Source organism: Propioniciclava tarda, assembly GCF_900182665.1.
Taxonomy (GTDB): Bacteria; Actinomycetota; Actinomycetes; order Propionibacteriales; family Propionibacteriaceae; genus Propioniciclava; species Propioniciclava tarda.
In genome coordinates, this window is the sequence record NZ_FXTL01000024.1 from 19,454 (window position 1) to 33,623 (window position 14,170).

At 71.1% G+C, this 14,170-nt stretch carries 10 protein-coding genes and 1 tRNA gene; 8 read left to right on the forward strand and 3 right to left on the reverse strand.

Annotated features, from left to right (window positions below):
* Positions 1 to 131 precede the first annotated feature (131 nt).
* The gene (locus FN821_RS13615; RefSeq protein WP_131173092.1) at positions 132 to 1,796 is read left to right on the forward strand and encodes a DUF7059 domain-containing protein; all 1,665 of its coding nucleotides are present in this window, start codon (positions 132 to 134) and stop codon (positions 1,794 to 1,796) included.
* Between the two features lie 140 nt (positions 1,797 to 1,936).
* Here FN821_RS13615 and FN821_RS13620 read toward each other — a convergent pair whose 3' ends face one another.
* On the reverse strand, positions 1,937 to 3,121 hold the full coding sequence (locus FN821_RS13620; protein ID WP_165489384.1) for a S1C family serine protease: 1,185 nt from the start codon (positions 3,119 to 3,121) through the stop codon (positions 1,937 to 1,939).
* Between the two features lie 339 nt (positions 3,122 to 3,460).
* Here FN821_RS13620 and topA point away from each other — a divergent pair, with 339 nt between their 5' ends.
* From topA to FN821_RS13650, 6 genes are all read left to right on the forward strand, one after another.
* Positions 3,461 to 6,190, forward strand: coding sequence for a type I DNA topoisomerase (topA, locus tag FN821_RS13625; protein ID WP_131173094.1), 2,730 nt, complete (start codon positions 3,461 to 3,463; stop codon positions 6,188 to 6,190).
* A gap of 165 nt (positions 6,191 to 6,355) precedes the next feature.
* The gene (gene tmk / locus FN821_RS13630) at positions 6,356 to 7,018 is read left to right on the forward strand and encodes a dTMP kinase (RefSeq protein ID WP_131173095.1); all 663 of its coding nucleotides are present in this window, start codon (positions 6,356 to 6,358) and stop codon (positions 7,016 to 7,018) included.
* Positions 7,015 to 8,160 (forward strand): DNA polymerase III subunit delta', encoded by a 1,146-nt coding sequence (locus tag FN821_RS13635; RefSeq protein ID WP_131173096.1) that lies wholly within the window; start codon positions 7,015 to 7,017, stop codon positions 8,158 to 8,160. Before tmk ends, FN821_RS13635 begins: the two co-directional genes overlap by 4 nt.
* 138 nt (positions 8,161 to 8,298) lie before the next feature.
* Positions 8,299 to 9,420, forward strand: coding sequence for a DoxX family protein (locus FN821_RS13640; RefSeq protein WP_131173097.1), 1,122 nt, complete (start codon positions 8,299 to 8,301; stop codon positions 9,418 to 9,420).
* Between the two features lie 165 nt (positions 9,421 to 9,585).
* The gene (locus FN821_RS13645; protein WP_131173098.1) at positions 9,586 to 10,521 is read left to right on the forward strand and encodes a PSP1 domain-containing protein; all 936 of its coding nucleotides are present in this window, start codon (positions 9,586 to 9,588) and stop codon (positions 10,519 to 10,521) included.
* A 1-nt stretch (position 10,522) separates the two neighbouring features.
* Positions 10,523 to 11,962, forward strand: a complete 1,440-nt coding sequence (locus FN821_RS13650; protein ID WP_165489385.1) for an alpha/beta hydrolase — start codon at positions 10,523 to 10,525, stop codon at positions 11,960 to 11,962.
* Here FN821_RS13650 and FN821_RS13655 read toward each other — a convergent pair.
* Positions 11,963 to 12,038, reverse strand: a tRNA-Thr gene (locus FN821_RS13655).
* 61 nt (positions 12,039 to 12,099) lie between these two features.
* Positions 12,100 to 13,116 carry a magnesium transporter CorA family protein gene (locus FN821_RS13660; protein ID WP_131173100.1) on the reverse strand — a complete coding sequence of 339 codons (1,017 nt, stop codon included), beginning with the start codon at positions 13,114 to 13,116 and terminating at the stop codon, positions 12,100 to 12,102.
* Positions 13,117 to 13,350: 234 nt separating this feature from the next.
* Between FN821_RS13660 and FN821_RS14940 the strand changes: the two genes are divergently transcribed.
* Positions 13,351 to 14,079 carry a transglycosylase family protein gene (locus tag FN821_RS14940; RefSeq protein WP_131173101.1) on the forward strand — a complete coding sequence of 243 codons (729 nt, stop codon included), beginning with the start codon at positions 13,351 to 13,353 and terminating at the stop codon, positions 14,077 to 14,079.
* Positions 14,080 to 14,170: the final 91 nt, after the last annotated feature.

Below are 14,170 nucleotides of genomic sequence, written 5' to 3' on the forward strand. Positions count from 1 at the left end.
CCTTCCTTGTTGGCGCATCGTCAACCCCGCCGAGCACGAAGCCGGTCGGCGGGGAAGGACGCGACCACTGTGCCACGCGCGTCCGACAGTTCCCGCGAGGCCCGACCCGGGCGGTATGCCAGGGTTGACCCATGCTGAGCGCTCCCGATCTCGATCGCCTCCGTGACCGACTGCACGGCATCGGCTACACCGTCGATCCCGTGCTGGAACGGTTGGGCACCGCCGGACGCCGCGGGCTGGAGCGCAACTCCACGAAGCCGGCCCGCGACGCGGTGACTGGCGGGCCGGGCGACGCCCTCGGGTCGCTGATCCGGCTCTGGATCCTGCAGGACGCCGTGGACCAGACGGCGATCGAGGCGGCGCTCGGCGCGGAGCTGACCGAAGCTCTGCTGGCGTCCGGGCTCGTGCACGTTGAGTGGCCGTCCTCCGGTCGAGGCGACAGGGCAGCGAGCGGAGCCGCTCGAGTGCCGTCCGGATCCCCTGGGAAAGCGGACGGGGGCGGTGACGAGGATGGGGCGGATCGAGCCGTTAGCGGCTCTGATCGGCGATCGCCAGGCTCTGTTCCGGGGGCCGGTGCGTCAGATCGGGCGCTGCTCCGTGCGGCCGTGTCGATCAGGCCGTATGGCGCCGAGGCGGGTCCAACCGGCGAGGCGGTCGCAGGTTTCATCTGCCACGATCTCCTGCCCAACCTGGATGGACGCAACGCTCGTCCGCACCCGAGCCACGTCCTCGGCGTATCGCCGGCGTCGTCCACGCTCGCGCAGCTGACGATCCGGCGTCCGGTGGGGCGTGCGCTCGACCTCGGCACCGGCTGCGGCGTCCAGTCGCTGCACCTGGCCGCGCACGCCAAGACCATCGTCGCGACGGATCTCAACCCCAGGGCCCTGGAACTCGCGCGCATCACAACGCGGCTCTCCGGGGTGGACGCCGATCTGCGGCTCGGCTCCTTGTACGAGCCCGTCGCGGACGAGTCGTTCGACCTGATCGTCAGCAATCCGCCGTTCGTGATCTCGCCCCCTGGTGAGCGGCTGGTCTACCGCGAGGGCGATCTGCCCGGGGACGAACTGGTACGCCGCGTGATCGTCGACGGGGCGGCCCGCCTCGCGCCCGAGGGCACCATGCAGGTCCTGTGCAACTGGGCCATCCTGCGCGGGACGCCGTGGGACGAGCGCCTCGGTCGGTGGCTGGCAGCGACCGGCTGCGACGCCCTGGTGCTGCAGCGCGAGGTCCTCGATCCGTACGAGTACATCGAGATGTGGCTCTCGGACGCCGGCCTGGACGCCTCACCCGAGCACGCGGCCAAGTACGCCGACTGGCTCGCCTACTTCGACCAGTTGGGCATCGAGGGCGTGGGCATGGGCTGGGTCTCGGTGCGCAATGCCGGACGCGCCACGCCGCACCTGCGCATCGAAAGCTGGCCCTACGACGTCCAGCAGCCCGTGGGCGACGCCTTCGCCGCTCAGCAGAGTGCCGTGGACGAGTCGTCCATCGACGATGACGCCCTGCTCGACATCCGCTGGCGCGTCCACCCCGGCGTCGTCCAGGAGACGATGGGACGTCCCGGGGCCGCCGATCCCGAGCACATCGTGCTCCGCCAGGGCTTCGGACTCAGCCGGGCGACCGAGGTGGACACCCCCGTCGCGGCGCTCGTCGGCGCCTGCGACGGCGAGTTGCCCGCCCGGGCGATCATCGGTGCCGTCGCCTCGCTGCTCGACGTGGACGAGCCCGCCCTCACGGCCGAGCTCACCCCGCGGCTGCGCGAGTTGGTGGCCGACGGATATCTCGCGTCCAGCTGACCCTGGCGCGTTACGGAAACGCCGGTCGGCAGATCATGCCGTAGTTCAGTCTGTCGGAGCCCGGCGCGAATGCCGCCTAGCTCACCGTGAGTGGGCCAGCGGCCACCGACCGTGACCTCGCCTACCACCCGGCCGGGCGGTCAGTTGTACTTGGACGCGTCCAAGGCGACCGACGCGGACTTGTCCACGCCGCCCGAGGTGCGCCATGTCAGCTTCACCGTCTGACCCGGCTGGAAGTCGTCGAGGGCTTTCATGAGGTCCGACAGGGTGGCCAGCGTCCGCCCGTCGATCGACTTGAGATAGTCGCCGGCCTTGAGACCCGCCCGGGACGCAGCCGTGCCGGCCACGACGTTCGACACCTTGACGCCGTGCAGTGAGTCGTTGGATGCGTTGATCCCGATCGCAGCCTTGGGCCCGACCACGACCCCGTCGCCCTCGAGCCCGTCCCGGATCTTGGCGACGACGCCCAGGGCGTCCGCGATGGGCACGGCGAACGCCGTCGTCTTGTTGTTGCCCGCATCACTGGACCCGGCCGTCGTCATGCCCAGCACCTCACGCTGCGCGTCGAAGACGGGCCCCCCGGAGTCGCCAGGCTGGGCGTGGGCGTCCGTCTCGATGAGGCCGGTGAGGTCTTCGATCGGGTCGCTGGGCGATGCCCCCCGGACGCGGATGTTCTGGCCCTTGCTGACGATCTTGCCCGCGAAGGCGGTCAAGAATCCTTGTCCGGCGGCATTTCCCGCGACGACCACCGGATCGCCCTGGGCCACGGCGTCGGCGTCCGTCTTGATCGTCGTCAGCCCGGACGCGCCCTCCAATTGCAGCAGCGCGACGTCCTTGCGCGCATTGCGGCCGATGACGGTGGCCTTGTACTTCTTCTTGTCTGAGCACACCGTCACGGTGATCTCGGACGACGACCGCACCACGTGGTAGTTGGTCAGCACCTGCCCCGAGCTGGTCAGGATCATCCCGGTCCCGGCGCTGGACGTCGTCGCGTCGAGGGTCGCCGCCACCAGGACGATTCCGTCGCTGAGGGAGCTGTCGATCTTCACCGCGCCGCTCGTCGGTGACCCGGACGCCGCCGGCGAGGTCTGCGTTGGCGACGACGTCGAGGGCCCCGCCGAGGACGACGGCACCACGGGCGGCAGACTCGGGCTCGCGGGCACCGGTGCGGGCACCGGACCATGCCACGCGCTCGCCAGGGTGGGCAGCCCGCCGATGGTGACCAGGTCGGCGATCAGGGCCACCGCGACGCCGACGAGCACCGAGCCAGACCGGACGCGTCGGCGTCCGGCGGTCGAGCCCTGAGGCGGGGGCGGAAGGGTCATCGTCACTCCTGGACGCCAGCGTTCGGCACTGGCTGGGATGAGACTAGTCGTGCGGGCGAAAACGTCCAGAGATGCGGCAAGGCCCCGACCGCACCACCCCACCCCTGGTGTTGCGCGGTCGGGACCTTGCCTGTCCCCACGGAAGCCCTTCGGCATCTGCAAGACCTACTCAACCCGCCGCGCCTCTCACTGCGCTGGGCCCAAGCTGTGAATCAGCTATGAACCGTTCGCGCCGGACGCCCCCGGTTCGTGTGGCATTCTGCGCAGAGGCCGAGGGCTACACTCTCGGCTGGCCGCCGATGCCGACGGCTCATCCGAGGGAAAAGAAGAAGAACCGACGTGGCTACTGACACCTTGCGCCGCCTCGTGATCGTGGAGTCCCCCAGCAAGATCGCCAATATCGCGAAGTACCTGGGTCCGGGCTACACCGTCGAGGCCAGCGTCGGGCACGTGCGCGACCTGCCCACCGGGGCGTCCGAGGTGCCCGCCAAGTACAAGGGCGAGAAGTGGGCGCGCACCGGCGTCGACATCGAGAACGGGTTCGCTCCCTTATATGTGGTGCAGGCCGACAAGAGGGCCACGGTCCGCAAGCTGAAGGACGCCCTCAAGAACGCCGACGAGCTCTACCTCGCCACCGACGATGATCGCGAAGGCGAGGCCATCGCGTGGCACCTCAAGGAGGAGCTGAAGCCCAAGGTCCCCGTCCGGCGCATGACGTTCGGAGAGATCACGCCGGCCGCGATCCAGGAGGCGGCCAAGCATCCCCGCGACCTCGACCTGGCCCTCGTCGACGCCCAGGAGACCCGCCGCATCCTCGATCGCCTCTACGGCTACGAGGTCAGCCCGGTCCTGTGGAAGAAGGTCATGCCGCGCCTGTCGGCCGGACGCGTCCAGTCGGTCGCCACCCGCCTCGTCGTCGATCGCGAGCGCGAACGGATGGCGTTCCGGGCGGCGTCCTACGCCGACGTCGAGGCGATCCTGGCCGTCCAGGCGGTGACCGACGGCGACGAGCCCCGCACGTTCACGGCGTCGCTGGCCACGGCGTCCGGACGCAAGATGGCCTCGGGTCGCGACTTCGATTCCGTCGGACGCCTCAAGGGCAAGGGCCTGCTGCACGCCGATCTGGCCGGCGCCGAAGCCCTCGCGGCGGCGCTTCGCGATGCGGGCTTCGAGGTCGTCGGCGTCGAGGCGAAGCCGTACACGCGGCGTCCGTACGCGCCGTTCCGCACCTCGACGCTGCAGCAGGACGCCGGACGCAAGCTTGGCTTCACCTCCGACCGCACGATGCGGGTCGCCCAGCAGCTCTACGAGGGCGGCTACATCACCTATATGCGTACCGACTCGGTGACGCTGTCGGGCACGGCGATCGCCGCTGCGCGCGCGTCGGTCAAGGCGCTCTACGGCGCGCAGTACCTGCCGGAGCGCCCGCGCGTCTACACCAACAAGGTCAAGAACGCCCAAGAGGCGCACGAGGCGATCCGGCCGGCCGGCGAGACGTTCCGGACGCCGGACGCGTCCGGTCTGCACGGCGACCAGTTCCGGCTGTACGACCTCATCTGGAAGCGCACCGTCGCCTCGCAGATGAAGGACGCCGAGGGCCAGACCGTCTCGGTCAAGATCGCCGCGCGCCTGCCCCGCACGGTCGAGGTCGCTGACGCCACCACGGGTGAGCTCGTCAGCGTCGCCGACGCGACGCTGACGGCGTCCGGCCGGACCATCACCTTCCCCGGCTTCCTCAAGGCGTACGTCGAGATCTCCGATTCGGGGGACGCCGACGACGACCAGGCCCGACTGCCGAAGCTCGCCGCCGGCGACCCGCTGACGGCCGAGGAGGTCACGGCGTCCGGCCACGAGACGCGTCCGCCGGCCCGCTACACCGAGCCGAGCCTGGTCGCGAAGCTCGAAGAGCTCGACATCGGCCGCCCGTCGACGTACGCGTCGATCATCCGGACGATCACCGCGCGCGACTACGTGTTCAAGAAGGGATCGGCCCTAGTGCCGACGTGGCTGGCGTTCGCGGTGACGCGGTTGCTCGAGCAGCACTTCACGCGCCTGGTCGACTACGCGTTCACGGCCGAGATGGAAGACGTGCTGGACGCCATCGCGCAGGGCGGCGCCCAGCGCCTCGCCGTGTTGGAGAGCTTCTACTACGGCGACGCCGTCCGCGACCACGCCGGCCTGGAGAAGCTCGTCAGCGATCTCGGTGACATCGACGCGCGGGCCCTGTCGACGTTCCATCCGGTGGGGGCGACCGAGGCCGACGGCATCGCGGTCCGGGTGGGTCGCTACGGCACGTACGTCGAGTCCGAGGACGGACGCCGCGCGAACGTCGACGACTCCATGGCCCCGGATGAGCTCACCCTCGACGTCGCCCGCGAGCTGCTGGATCACCCCATGGGCGAGGAGCGCGACCTCGGCATCCACCCCGACACCGGCCTGCGGGTCGTCGCCAAGTCGGGAAGATACGGACCGTACGTCACCGAGGTGCTGCCCGAGGACGCCCCCAAGACCGCCAAGCCGCGGACGGGCTCGCTGTTCGCGTCGATGGCGCTCGACACGGTGACCCTGGCCGACGCGGTCAAGCTGATGTCGCTCCCGCGGACGGTCGGCACGGCGTCCGACGGGGTGGAGATCACCGCGCAGAACGGACGCTACGGGCCGTATCTCAAGAAGGGCACCGACTCGCGCTCCCTCACGACCGAGGAGCAGATCTTCACGGTCACGCTGGCCGAGGCCGAGGCGATCTACGCCGAGCCGAAGCAGCGTGGACGCCGCGCGGCGGCCGGGCCGTTGAAGGAACTGGGCGCGGACCCAGCGTCCGGCAAGCCGGTGGTCGTCAAGGACGGCCGCTTCGGCCCCTACGTCACCGACGGCGAGACCAACGCGACCCTGCGCAAGACCGACTCGATCGAGGCGATCACCATCGAGCGCGCGGCGGAGTTGCTGGCCGAGAAGCGCGCGAAGGGTCCGGCGGTGAAGAAGGCTCCGGTGCGCAAGCCGGCTGCCACCACCAAGCGGACGGTCGCCGCGAAGAAGGCTCCGGCGAAGCGGGCGACCAAGAAGGCGTAGCCGGACGCGGGTGGTCCGGGCGTGGGTCGATCTTGGGTCGATTCCGCCGAGCTTGGACGCCGCGGGGCGAGTTCCTGCCGCTGGTTGCGACCCGGGCGTCGGATCCGTCCCGCAGTCCGGATGACGGGAGGGCGGCGTCCGGCATGATGGGCCCCGGAGGTGGGCATGAGCGGACGGTTCGTGGTGTTCGAGGGCGGCGACGGGGTCGGCAAGTCGCACCAGGCGGCGTGGCTGGCCGAGTGGCTGACCGATCGAGGCGTCGACGTGGTGCGGACGTTCGAGCCCGGTGATTCGCCCGCGGGACAACTCATCCGGCAGATCGTGCTGAGCCCTTCGACCGGCGACCTGTCACCCCGCGCCGAGGCGCTGCTCTACGCCGCTGACAAGGCCCATCACGTCTATGCGGTGGTCAAGCCCGCCCTCGAGCGCGGGGCCGTCGTGATCTGCGACCGCTACGTCGACTCGACGCTGGCGTACCAGGGGGCGGGACGCGTCCTCGATCTCAGCGAGGTCGAGTCGATCAACCGCTGGGCCACCGAGCACCTGCTGCCCGACCTGACCGTCCTGATGGACCTGGCCCCCGAGCACGGCGTCGGCACCATGACCGAGCGCGACCGCATCGAGGCCGAGGGCGACGACTTCCACGAGCGGGTGCGCGAGGGCTTCCTGGCGCTCGCCGCGCGCGACCCGGAGCGCTACCTGGTCATCCAGGCCCGAGACTCCAAGGACGCCAACCGCGCCGCCATCGCGGCGCGCGTGGGTGCGCTGCTGGGGCTGCCCGGGGACCACCAGAAACTGTCGGACGCCCCTGGCACGATGCAGTCATGAGCGTCACCACGGGCGTCTGGTCCGACCTGATCGGCCAGGACAGGGTCGTCGACACCCTGCGCAACGCCGTGGCCGGCGGACGCCACGCGATGACGCACGCCTGGCTGATCGTCGGCCCGCCGGGGTCGGGGCGCTCGAACGCCGCGCGAGCCTTCGCCGCGGCGCTCCAGTGCCCCCAAGGTGGTTGCGGCGAGTGTCAGTCGTGCCGAACCGCCTTGTCAGGAGCTCATCCGGACGTCACCCTGGTGCGCACCGAGCAGCTGTCGATCGGCGTCGACGAGGTGCGTGAGCTGGTGCGAGGGGCGTCCATGAGCCCGGCGCTGGGGCGCTACCAGATCCTGGTGATCGAGGACGCCGACCGCATCACCGACAAGGGCGCCGACGCGCTGCTCAAGGCGCTGGAGGAGCCCGCCGCGAAGACGGTCTGGATGCTTTGCGCCCCCACGCCCGAGGACGTCATCGCCACCATCCGCTCGCGCACCCGCCTAGTGGAGTTGGCCACCCCCAGCGACGAGGCGGTCGCGGCCCTGCTGATGCGGCGCGACAAGGTGCCTGAGGCGCTGGCGTCCTACGCGGCGCGCATCGCCCAGGGCCACATCGGACGCGCCCGCAACCTCGCCCGCAACGAGGACGCGCGCCGCCGCCGCAAGGAGATCCTCGACCTGCCCGCTCGCCTGACCTCGCTGGGGGCCTGCCTGACAGCGGCCGCCAACCTGGTCGAGGCCGCCGCGGAGGAGGCGTCGGCCGCGACCGCCGACCTGGACGCCCGCGAGAAGGCCGACTTGAACGAGGCACTCGGCTTCGGGGCCCGCGGCATCAAGCCGCGCAATCAGGGCGCGGCACTGAAAGACCTCGAGGACCAGCAGAAGGCCCGCGTCAAACGCTTCCAGCGCGACGCCATCGACCGGGTCCTGACCGAGCTGACCGCCTACTACCGCGACGTGCTCACCGTGCAGACGAAGGCGAAGGCGTCCCTGATCAACGCCGACCGGGCCCCCGAGATCGGCAAGCTGGCCGCGGCGACGACACCCGAGGCGACCCTGGGCCGCATCGACGCCGTCCTGGACTGCCGCACGGCCATCGAAACCAACGTCGCTCCGCTCTTGGCGCTGGAGGCTCTGCTGATCCGGCTTCAGCTGTAGCCGTGCGGCCGCCTTCGTTCACTCGGACGCCGCAGCCGCGGCGTCCGCGGTCGGGTCCGCTCCTGCGGGGGTGTCGCTGACCGGTCCGGGGCGATCGGTTTGACAGCATGGGCGTGAACCGATCCGGAAGGACCCATCATGGCCTGGAACCCGCTACGCAAGGACGCGCCCGAGCCTGTCGAGCCGCAGGCCGACGAGTGGGCGAACACCGACGCGCCAGCTCCCGGGGTGCAGGGCTCGTCCCCGGCGGCCGAGCCCGAGGCGGCGTTCGGCCTTCCGCAGAGCGATGCGGTCGCGGACGCCTTCGCCGCCGCTCAGCGCGACGCCGAGACGCGGGCCGCTCAGGTGGCCGCGCCCGAGGTCGTGGCTCCCGTGATCCCGGCGCAGCAGCCCGTCGCCGCCCCCGCTGCCCTGCGCCGCTTCGGCGGAGCGACGAAGTACGTCGACGGCGCCGTCCCGGCCGCCGCCGCACCTGTCCCGGCTGCACCCGTCCCCGCCGATCCTGCGGCCCCAGCCGCGCCGGTCGCCGTGACGAACCCCGCACCCACCACGCCCGCTGCCCCGGCGCCCATCGAGCCGGTTTCGGCGGACCAGGCGGTCCGCGCGGCGTCCGACGAACTGGATCCCGACTCGCTCTACCGTCCGGGCGCCGCTCGGACGGGGGACACGGCGGTCATGGACGAGTCCGTGACCGCAGAACAGGCCCGGCTGGAGCGCGAGCGGGCTGCGCGCCGCGAGGCCCGGATGGCAGCTCTTGCCCCGGGGGCCGAGGTCGATGCCGCGCCCGCGGCCCCGGCCGCACCGGTGGCTCCGCCGAAGCGCGTCACGGACAAGTTCTCCGGCTCGTTCGGCCTTTTCGTGCTGCGCGTGGTCACGGCAGCGATCCTGCTGGTGCACGGCCTGAACGGGATCATCAACAGCAAGCCGGTGATCGACGTGTGGTCCAACACGGTGCTGCCGTACCCGCGCTACATCGCGCTGGGCGTGTCGATCGCCGAGCTGGCCATCGCGCTCATGCTGCTGTTCGGCATCCTGACCCGCGTGGCGGGCTTCCTCCTGGCGGGCATCATGGGCGCGACCCTCGCGTTCGTCATGTGGGGCCCGTGGGCGGTATTCGAGCCCGGTGGCATGGGCTTCATCGGCGAGCACGAGCTGCTGCTCGCAGCCGTCGGTCTGGCGCTGCTGTTCGTGGGCGCCGGCGGCTGGAGCGTCGACTACATGATGCGGCGGAGCCGGGTCCGCGAGGGCCTCGAGTTCTGACTGCCCTTCGACAAGCTCAGGGATCGGTGGCTTATTACCACAACCGCTGGCTGAGCCTGTCGAAGCCCGGCCCGAGCAGCACGTGGATCGGTGGCCGCAAACCCACCAGCCGCTGGCTGAGCCTGTCGAAGCCCGGCACGGAAGCGCCCGCCTACACTGACGCGCATGCGAGTGCTGGCCGTGTCCCTGCGGACGCATGGCCGCCTGCACTATCTGGACGCCGGCGCCGTTGAGGCGTCCGTCGGTGACGAGGTGCTCGTCCCGACCGAGCATGGCCACGTGGTGGCCACCGTGGTGTGGGGTCCGGCCGAGGTGGACTGGACAGTCGCCGACCTGCCGCTGTGCGGGGGAGCCGCGTCGGCGTCCGACCTCGACCGCGAAGCGGCCCGCGACGAGCGCCGCCGCGAGATCGAGGCCGTCGCGCGCGAGCTGATCGGACGCCACGGGCTGCCGATGACCGTCGTGGCCACCGACGCGATCGGGGACAACGACCCGGACCGGCTGAGCGTCATCTACTACAAGGCGCCTCAGCGGGTCGACTTCAGGGCCCTCGTCGGCGACCTCGCTCGGACGCTCCGCACGCGGGTTGACCTGCGCCAGATCGGCGCGCGCGACGTCGCCGCGCTGGCCGGCGGTGTCGGCAGCTGCGGACGCGAGTTCTGCTGCTGCCTGCTGTGCCCGGTGAACGAGCCGCTGCCCGCGAAGGTCACCCGCGATCAGGAGGCCGCCCAGGGCTCGCTCGGACTGGCCGGCGCGTGCGGCCGCCTCAAGTGCTGCCTGGCCTACGAGGCGGACGCCTACGCCCAGTTCGTCGCCTGCGCGCCGCGGGTCGGCTCGGTGGTGGCGACCCCGGACGGTGAGGGCGTCGTCAGCGGCCATGCGGTGCCCATTGACTCGGTGTGGGTGCGCGCGCAAGAAGGCGTCCGCGCGGTGCGCCTCGACGAGGTGACCGTCGTCCTTCCGGCGCCGGGCCACGAACCGGTGCGGCCCCGCCCGGCGCTGCCGAACGTTCCGGCCGCGCCCGTCCCGCGTCCGCCGCGGGGACGCCGTCCGTTCCGTCGCCGCGATCGCACTCAGCCGGACCCGTCCGGCGAGGGCTGACGTGCGCGGCTGGCTCGCGCTGGCGCTGGCGTCCGTGCTGGTCCTCGGCGGCTGCACGCCGCCGCCCGCCGCCCTCCCAGCCCCCGATGCGGCGCTGGCGCGCTTCTACGCCCAGCAGTTGGCGTGGTCCAACTGCGGCGGCCGCGATTGCGCCGTGCTCACGGTCCCGCTCGACTACGCCCACCCCGACGGCCAGACGCTGACCCTGTCGGTGCTGCGGCGGCGGGCGTCCGAGACGCGGGTCGGGACGATCGTCGTGAACCCCGGCGGCCCCGGAGTGAGCGCGACGGTGGCGGGGGACTGGTTCGACACGACCGGGCTGGACGCCTATGACATCGTCGGCTGGGATCCGCGCGGCACGGACGCCTCCGCGCCCGTGCGGTGCCTGTCCGACGAGGCGATGCGTCGGGGCGAAACAGTGGACGCCTCGCCCGACACCCCCGACGAACGCGCCGCGCTGCTGGCCTTCGAACAGGAGTTCGCGGACGCCTGCGCCGCCCGGACGCCTCCGGGGCTGCTGGCGCACGTCTCCACGCAGGAGTCCGCGCGCGACCTCGACATCCTGCGCGCAGCGCTCGGCGAAGAGCGGCTCACCTACTACGGGGCGTCCTACGGGACGCTGCTGGGGGCCTGGTACGCCGAGTTCTTCGGAGGGCGCGTCGCCCGCATGGTCCTGGACGCCCCCGTCGACCTCACCGGCCGGAGCGAGATTTCGCAGTCGGCCGCCCTGGACGCCGCCCTGCGCCGGTTCTCCTCGTGGTGCGGCGGGGAGGCCGGGTGCCCGTGGGGGAACTCCGAGGCGACCGTGTACGACGCTCTGGCGTCCTGGCTGCGCGGCCTGGACGCTGCCCCGGTCCCCGTGGGCGACCGGCGGCTCAACCAGGACTCCGCGGCCCACGGGGTGGCGCGGTTCCTGTACGGGGGGCGTCCGGCGTGGCCGGAACTGCGCAGCGCGATTCGGTCGGCGCAGGCCGGGGACGCCGCCGCGCTGCTCGCGGCCGGCGATCAGCTGCAGGGACGCCGCCCTGACGGCACCTTCGAGGGCTGGGTCGGCGCGGGCACCGCGATCTATTGCCTCGACCAGCCCCGTCAGACCGGCACCGCCCTGGACGCCACGGCCGTGGAGGCGTCCGGCTCGCTCTTCGGCTACCTGATGGGGCCGAACACCGGCTGCGCGGCCTGGCCGGTTCCTGCCCAGCGGTGGGTGACACCGCGCGCGGCGGACGCGCCGGCGATCCTGATCGTGGGGACGGTCGGCGATCCGGCGACGCCGTACGACTGGGCCCGGACTACGGCCGCGACGCTCGCCCACGGCGTCCTGCTGACCGTCGACGGGGACGGGCACACCGCGTACGGACGCGGGAACGCCTGCGTCGATGCCGCCGTGCGGACCTATGTGAGGGAGGGGACCCTGCCCGCGCCAGGGGCGTCCTGCAGGTAGTGGAGCCACCTATCGGATTCGAACCGATGACCTACGCTTTACGAGAGCGTCGCTCTACCGACTGAGCTAAGGTGGCCGGACCCTCGCGGGCCGAGGCAAGAGCATAGCGGATCGTCCGCGTCGTCACGACTCGACGATCAGAGCCAGTCACGCGCCTTGAAGATCACGTACAAGATGGCGACACCGCCCACGATCAGGCCCGCGCTCAGCCACAGTCCGAGGGGCTCGCTGAACCCCGGATACGGGATGTTCTGGCCGAACCAGCCCGTGATCGCGGTGGGAATGGCGATGATCGCGGCCCAGCCGGCGAGCTTCTTCATGATGGTGTTGAGGCGGGCGTCCTGCAGCGACAGGTTGGTCTCGAAGATCGACGAGACCATGTCGCGCAGCGACTCCGTCCACTCGGACGCCCGCAGCACATGGTCGTAGAGGTCGTCATACCAGGCGTCCAGGCCGTTGCTCGTGGGCGCGTGCCGCAGGATGCCGTTGACGATCTCCCGCATGGGCAGGACGATCCGGCGCAGCAGCACCAGGTCCTTGCGGAGCCCATAGATCGAGCGCTGCAGGAACTGGCCAGCAGGACGATCCTCGAACAGGACGTCCTCGAGGCGCTCCATCTCGTCGTCGATCTCCTGGATGGTGCCGAAATGGCCGTCCACCACGTAGTCGAGCAGCCCGTAGACCAGCGCGCCCGAGCCGGCCTTGAGCAGCGACGGGTTGTCCTCCCACCGCGCGATCACGGGCTCCATGTCGAAGGTGTCGTCGAGCCGGATCGTCACCAGGGCCTTGGGCATGACGATCCCCGAGATCCGGCCAACCTCGAGGCGTCCGGACTGGACCGGCTCGTCAGACAGCATCCGAGCCGAGTACACGGTGAAGAACAGGTGCGAATCGTGGCGCGTAATCTTGGCCCGCTCGTGCGGCGCCAGGGCATCCTCGACGGCGGTTTCAGGCAGGCCGAGGTCCCGGGCGATAGCCAGCAGCGCCTCGGCCGACGGGCGCAGGAGGTCGAGCCAGACGAGCGAGTCGGGGTCGTGAGCGACCTCCAACATCTCGTCGGGGGTGACGTCGGTGTCGACGCAGACCCCGTCCCGCCAGACCCGGCTGTGGGCAAGGACGCCGTGGCCGAAGAGCGCGCCTTGGGTGTCGTTCATGAGCGCCATCTTTGACCCGGACGCCCCCCGACCCGGGGCGGCGCGGCGAGGGAAGTCTCGACTCGCGGTCGAGCCAGGTTCAGAGTTGGACGCCTCCGCGTCCGCCCAAACTCTCAACCCCGCGCTCTCAGGGCCTTGTCAGCAAACTCTCAGTCGATAGTTTGCGACTCTCGGCGGCGGCACGCGCACAGCTGAGGTGCGCGGTTCGACCGGTCCGATCGAGAAGGGTGCGCCATGAGCAAGCTGGGACTCCGGGTCGCCGGTGGACTCCTCACGCTGTCAGCCGTCGGGATCGGCGGCATCGTCGCCGCCTCCGGGGCCAACGCCTGGGATCCGGCCGTCTGGGACAAGGTCGCCTACTGCGAGTCGACGAACCGCTGGGACATCAACACCGGCAACGGCTACTACGGCGGGCTGCAGTTCAGCCACAGCACCTGGGCCGCCTTCGGCGGGCAGACCTACGCGCCCGAGGCCAACGGCGCCACGAAGGACCAGCAGATCGCGATCGCCCGCCGGGTGCTGTCCGTCCAGGGTCCGGGGGCGTGGCCCGCCTGCTCCGTCAAGGCCGGCCTGACCAAGGACAACGGCGGAGCCGATCGCAACGCCCTGCCCAGCGGCACGGCGGCCGCACCCGCGCCGACGACGGTCACGACGAAGACCGCCACAGCGACACCGGCGCCTGCGGCGTCCGAGGTGGTCAGCTACAAGCAACTCGTGACGGTCAACGGTGTGATGGGTCCGCTGACGATCGCCGAAATGCAGCGCTGGACCGGCGCCAAGACCGACGGCATCTGGGGCAAGCAGACCTCGAAGTCGCTCCAGGTGAAGGTCGGCGCCAAGGTGACCGGCGTCCGCGACCGGCAGACCACGGTCAAGCTGCAGTCGCTCGTCGGCACCAAGCCGGACGGCATCTGGGGACGCCAGACCACCACCGGCCTGCAGAAGTTCCTGAACGCGCGCTAGGAGCCTGCTGAACAATCCGTCCGCGAGTCCGCCGCGTTGATCGGTTCTGGGCTGGAATTGTTGGGTTGTGCAGGGTGAGTCGAGTCCGCAG

Coding starts and splice junctions, on each gene's coding strand:
- FN821_RS13615 (WP_131173092.1), top strand. CDS start 132: ATGCTGAGCGCTCCCGATCTCGATCGCCTCCGTGACCGACTGCACGGC.
- FN821_RS13620 (WP_165489384.1), bottom strand. CDS start 3,121: ATGACCCTTCCGCCCCCGCCTCAGGGCTCGACCGCCGGACGCCGACGC.
- tmk (WP_131173095.1), top strand. CDS start 6,356: ATGAGCGGACGGTTCGTGGTGTTCGAGGGCGGCGACGGGGTCGGCAAG.
- FN821_RS13635 (WP_131173096.1), top strand. CDS start 7,015: ATGAGCGTCACCACGGGCGTCTGGTCCGACCTGATCGGCCAGGACAGG.
- FN821_RS13640 (WP_131173097.1), top strand. CDS start 8,299: ATGGCCTGGAACCCGCTACGCAAGGACGCGCCCGAGCCTGTCGAGCCG.
- FN821_RS13645 (WP_131173098.1), top strand. CDS start 9,586: ATGCGAGTGCTGGCCGTGTCCCTGCGGACGCATGGCCGCCTGCACTAT.
- FN821_RS13660 (WP_131173100.1), bottom strand. CDS start 13,116: ATGAACGACACCCAAGGCGCGCTCTTCGGCCACGGCGTCCTTGCCCAC.
- FN821_RS14940 (WP_131173101.1), top strand. CDS start 13,351: ATGAGCAAGCTGGGACTCCGGGTCGCCGGTGGACTCCTCACGCTGTCA.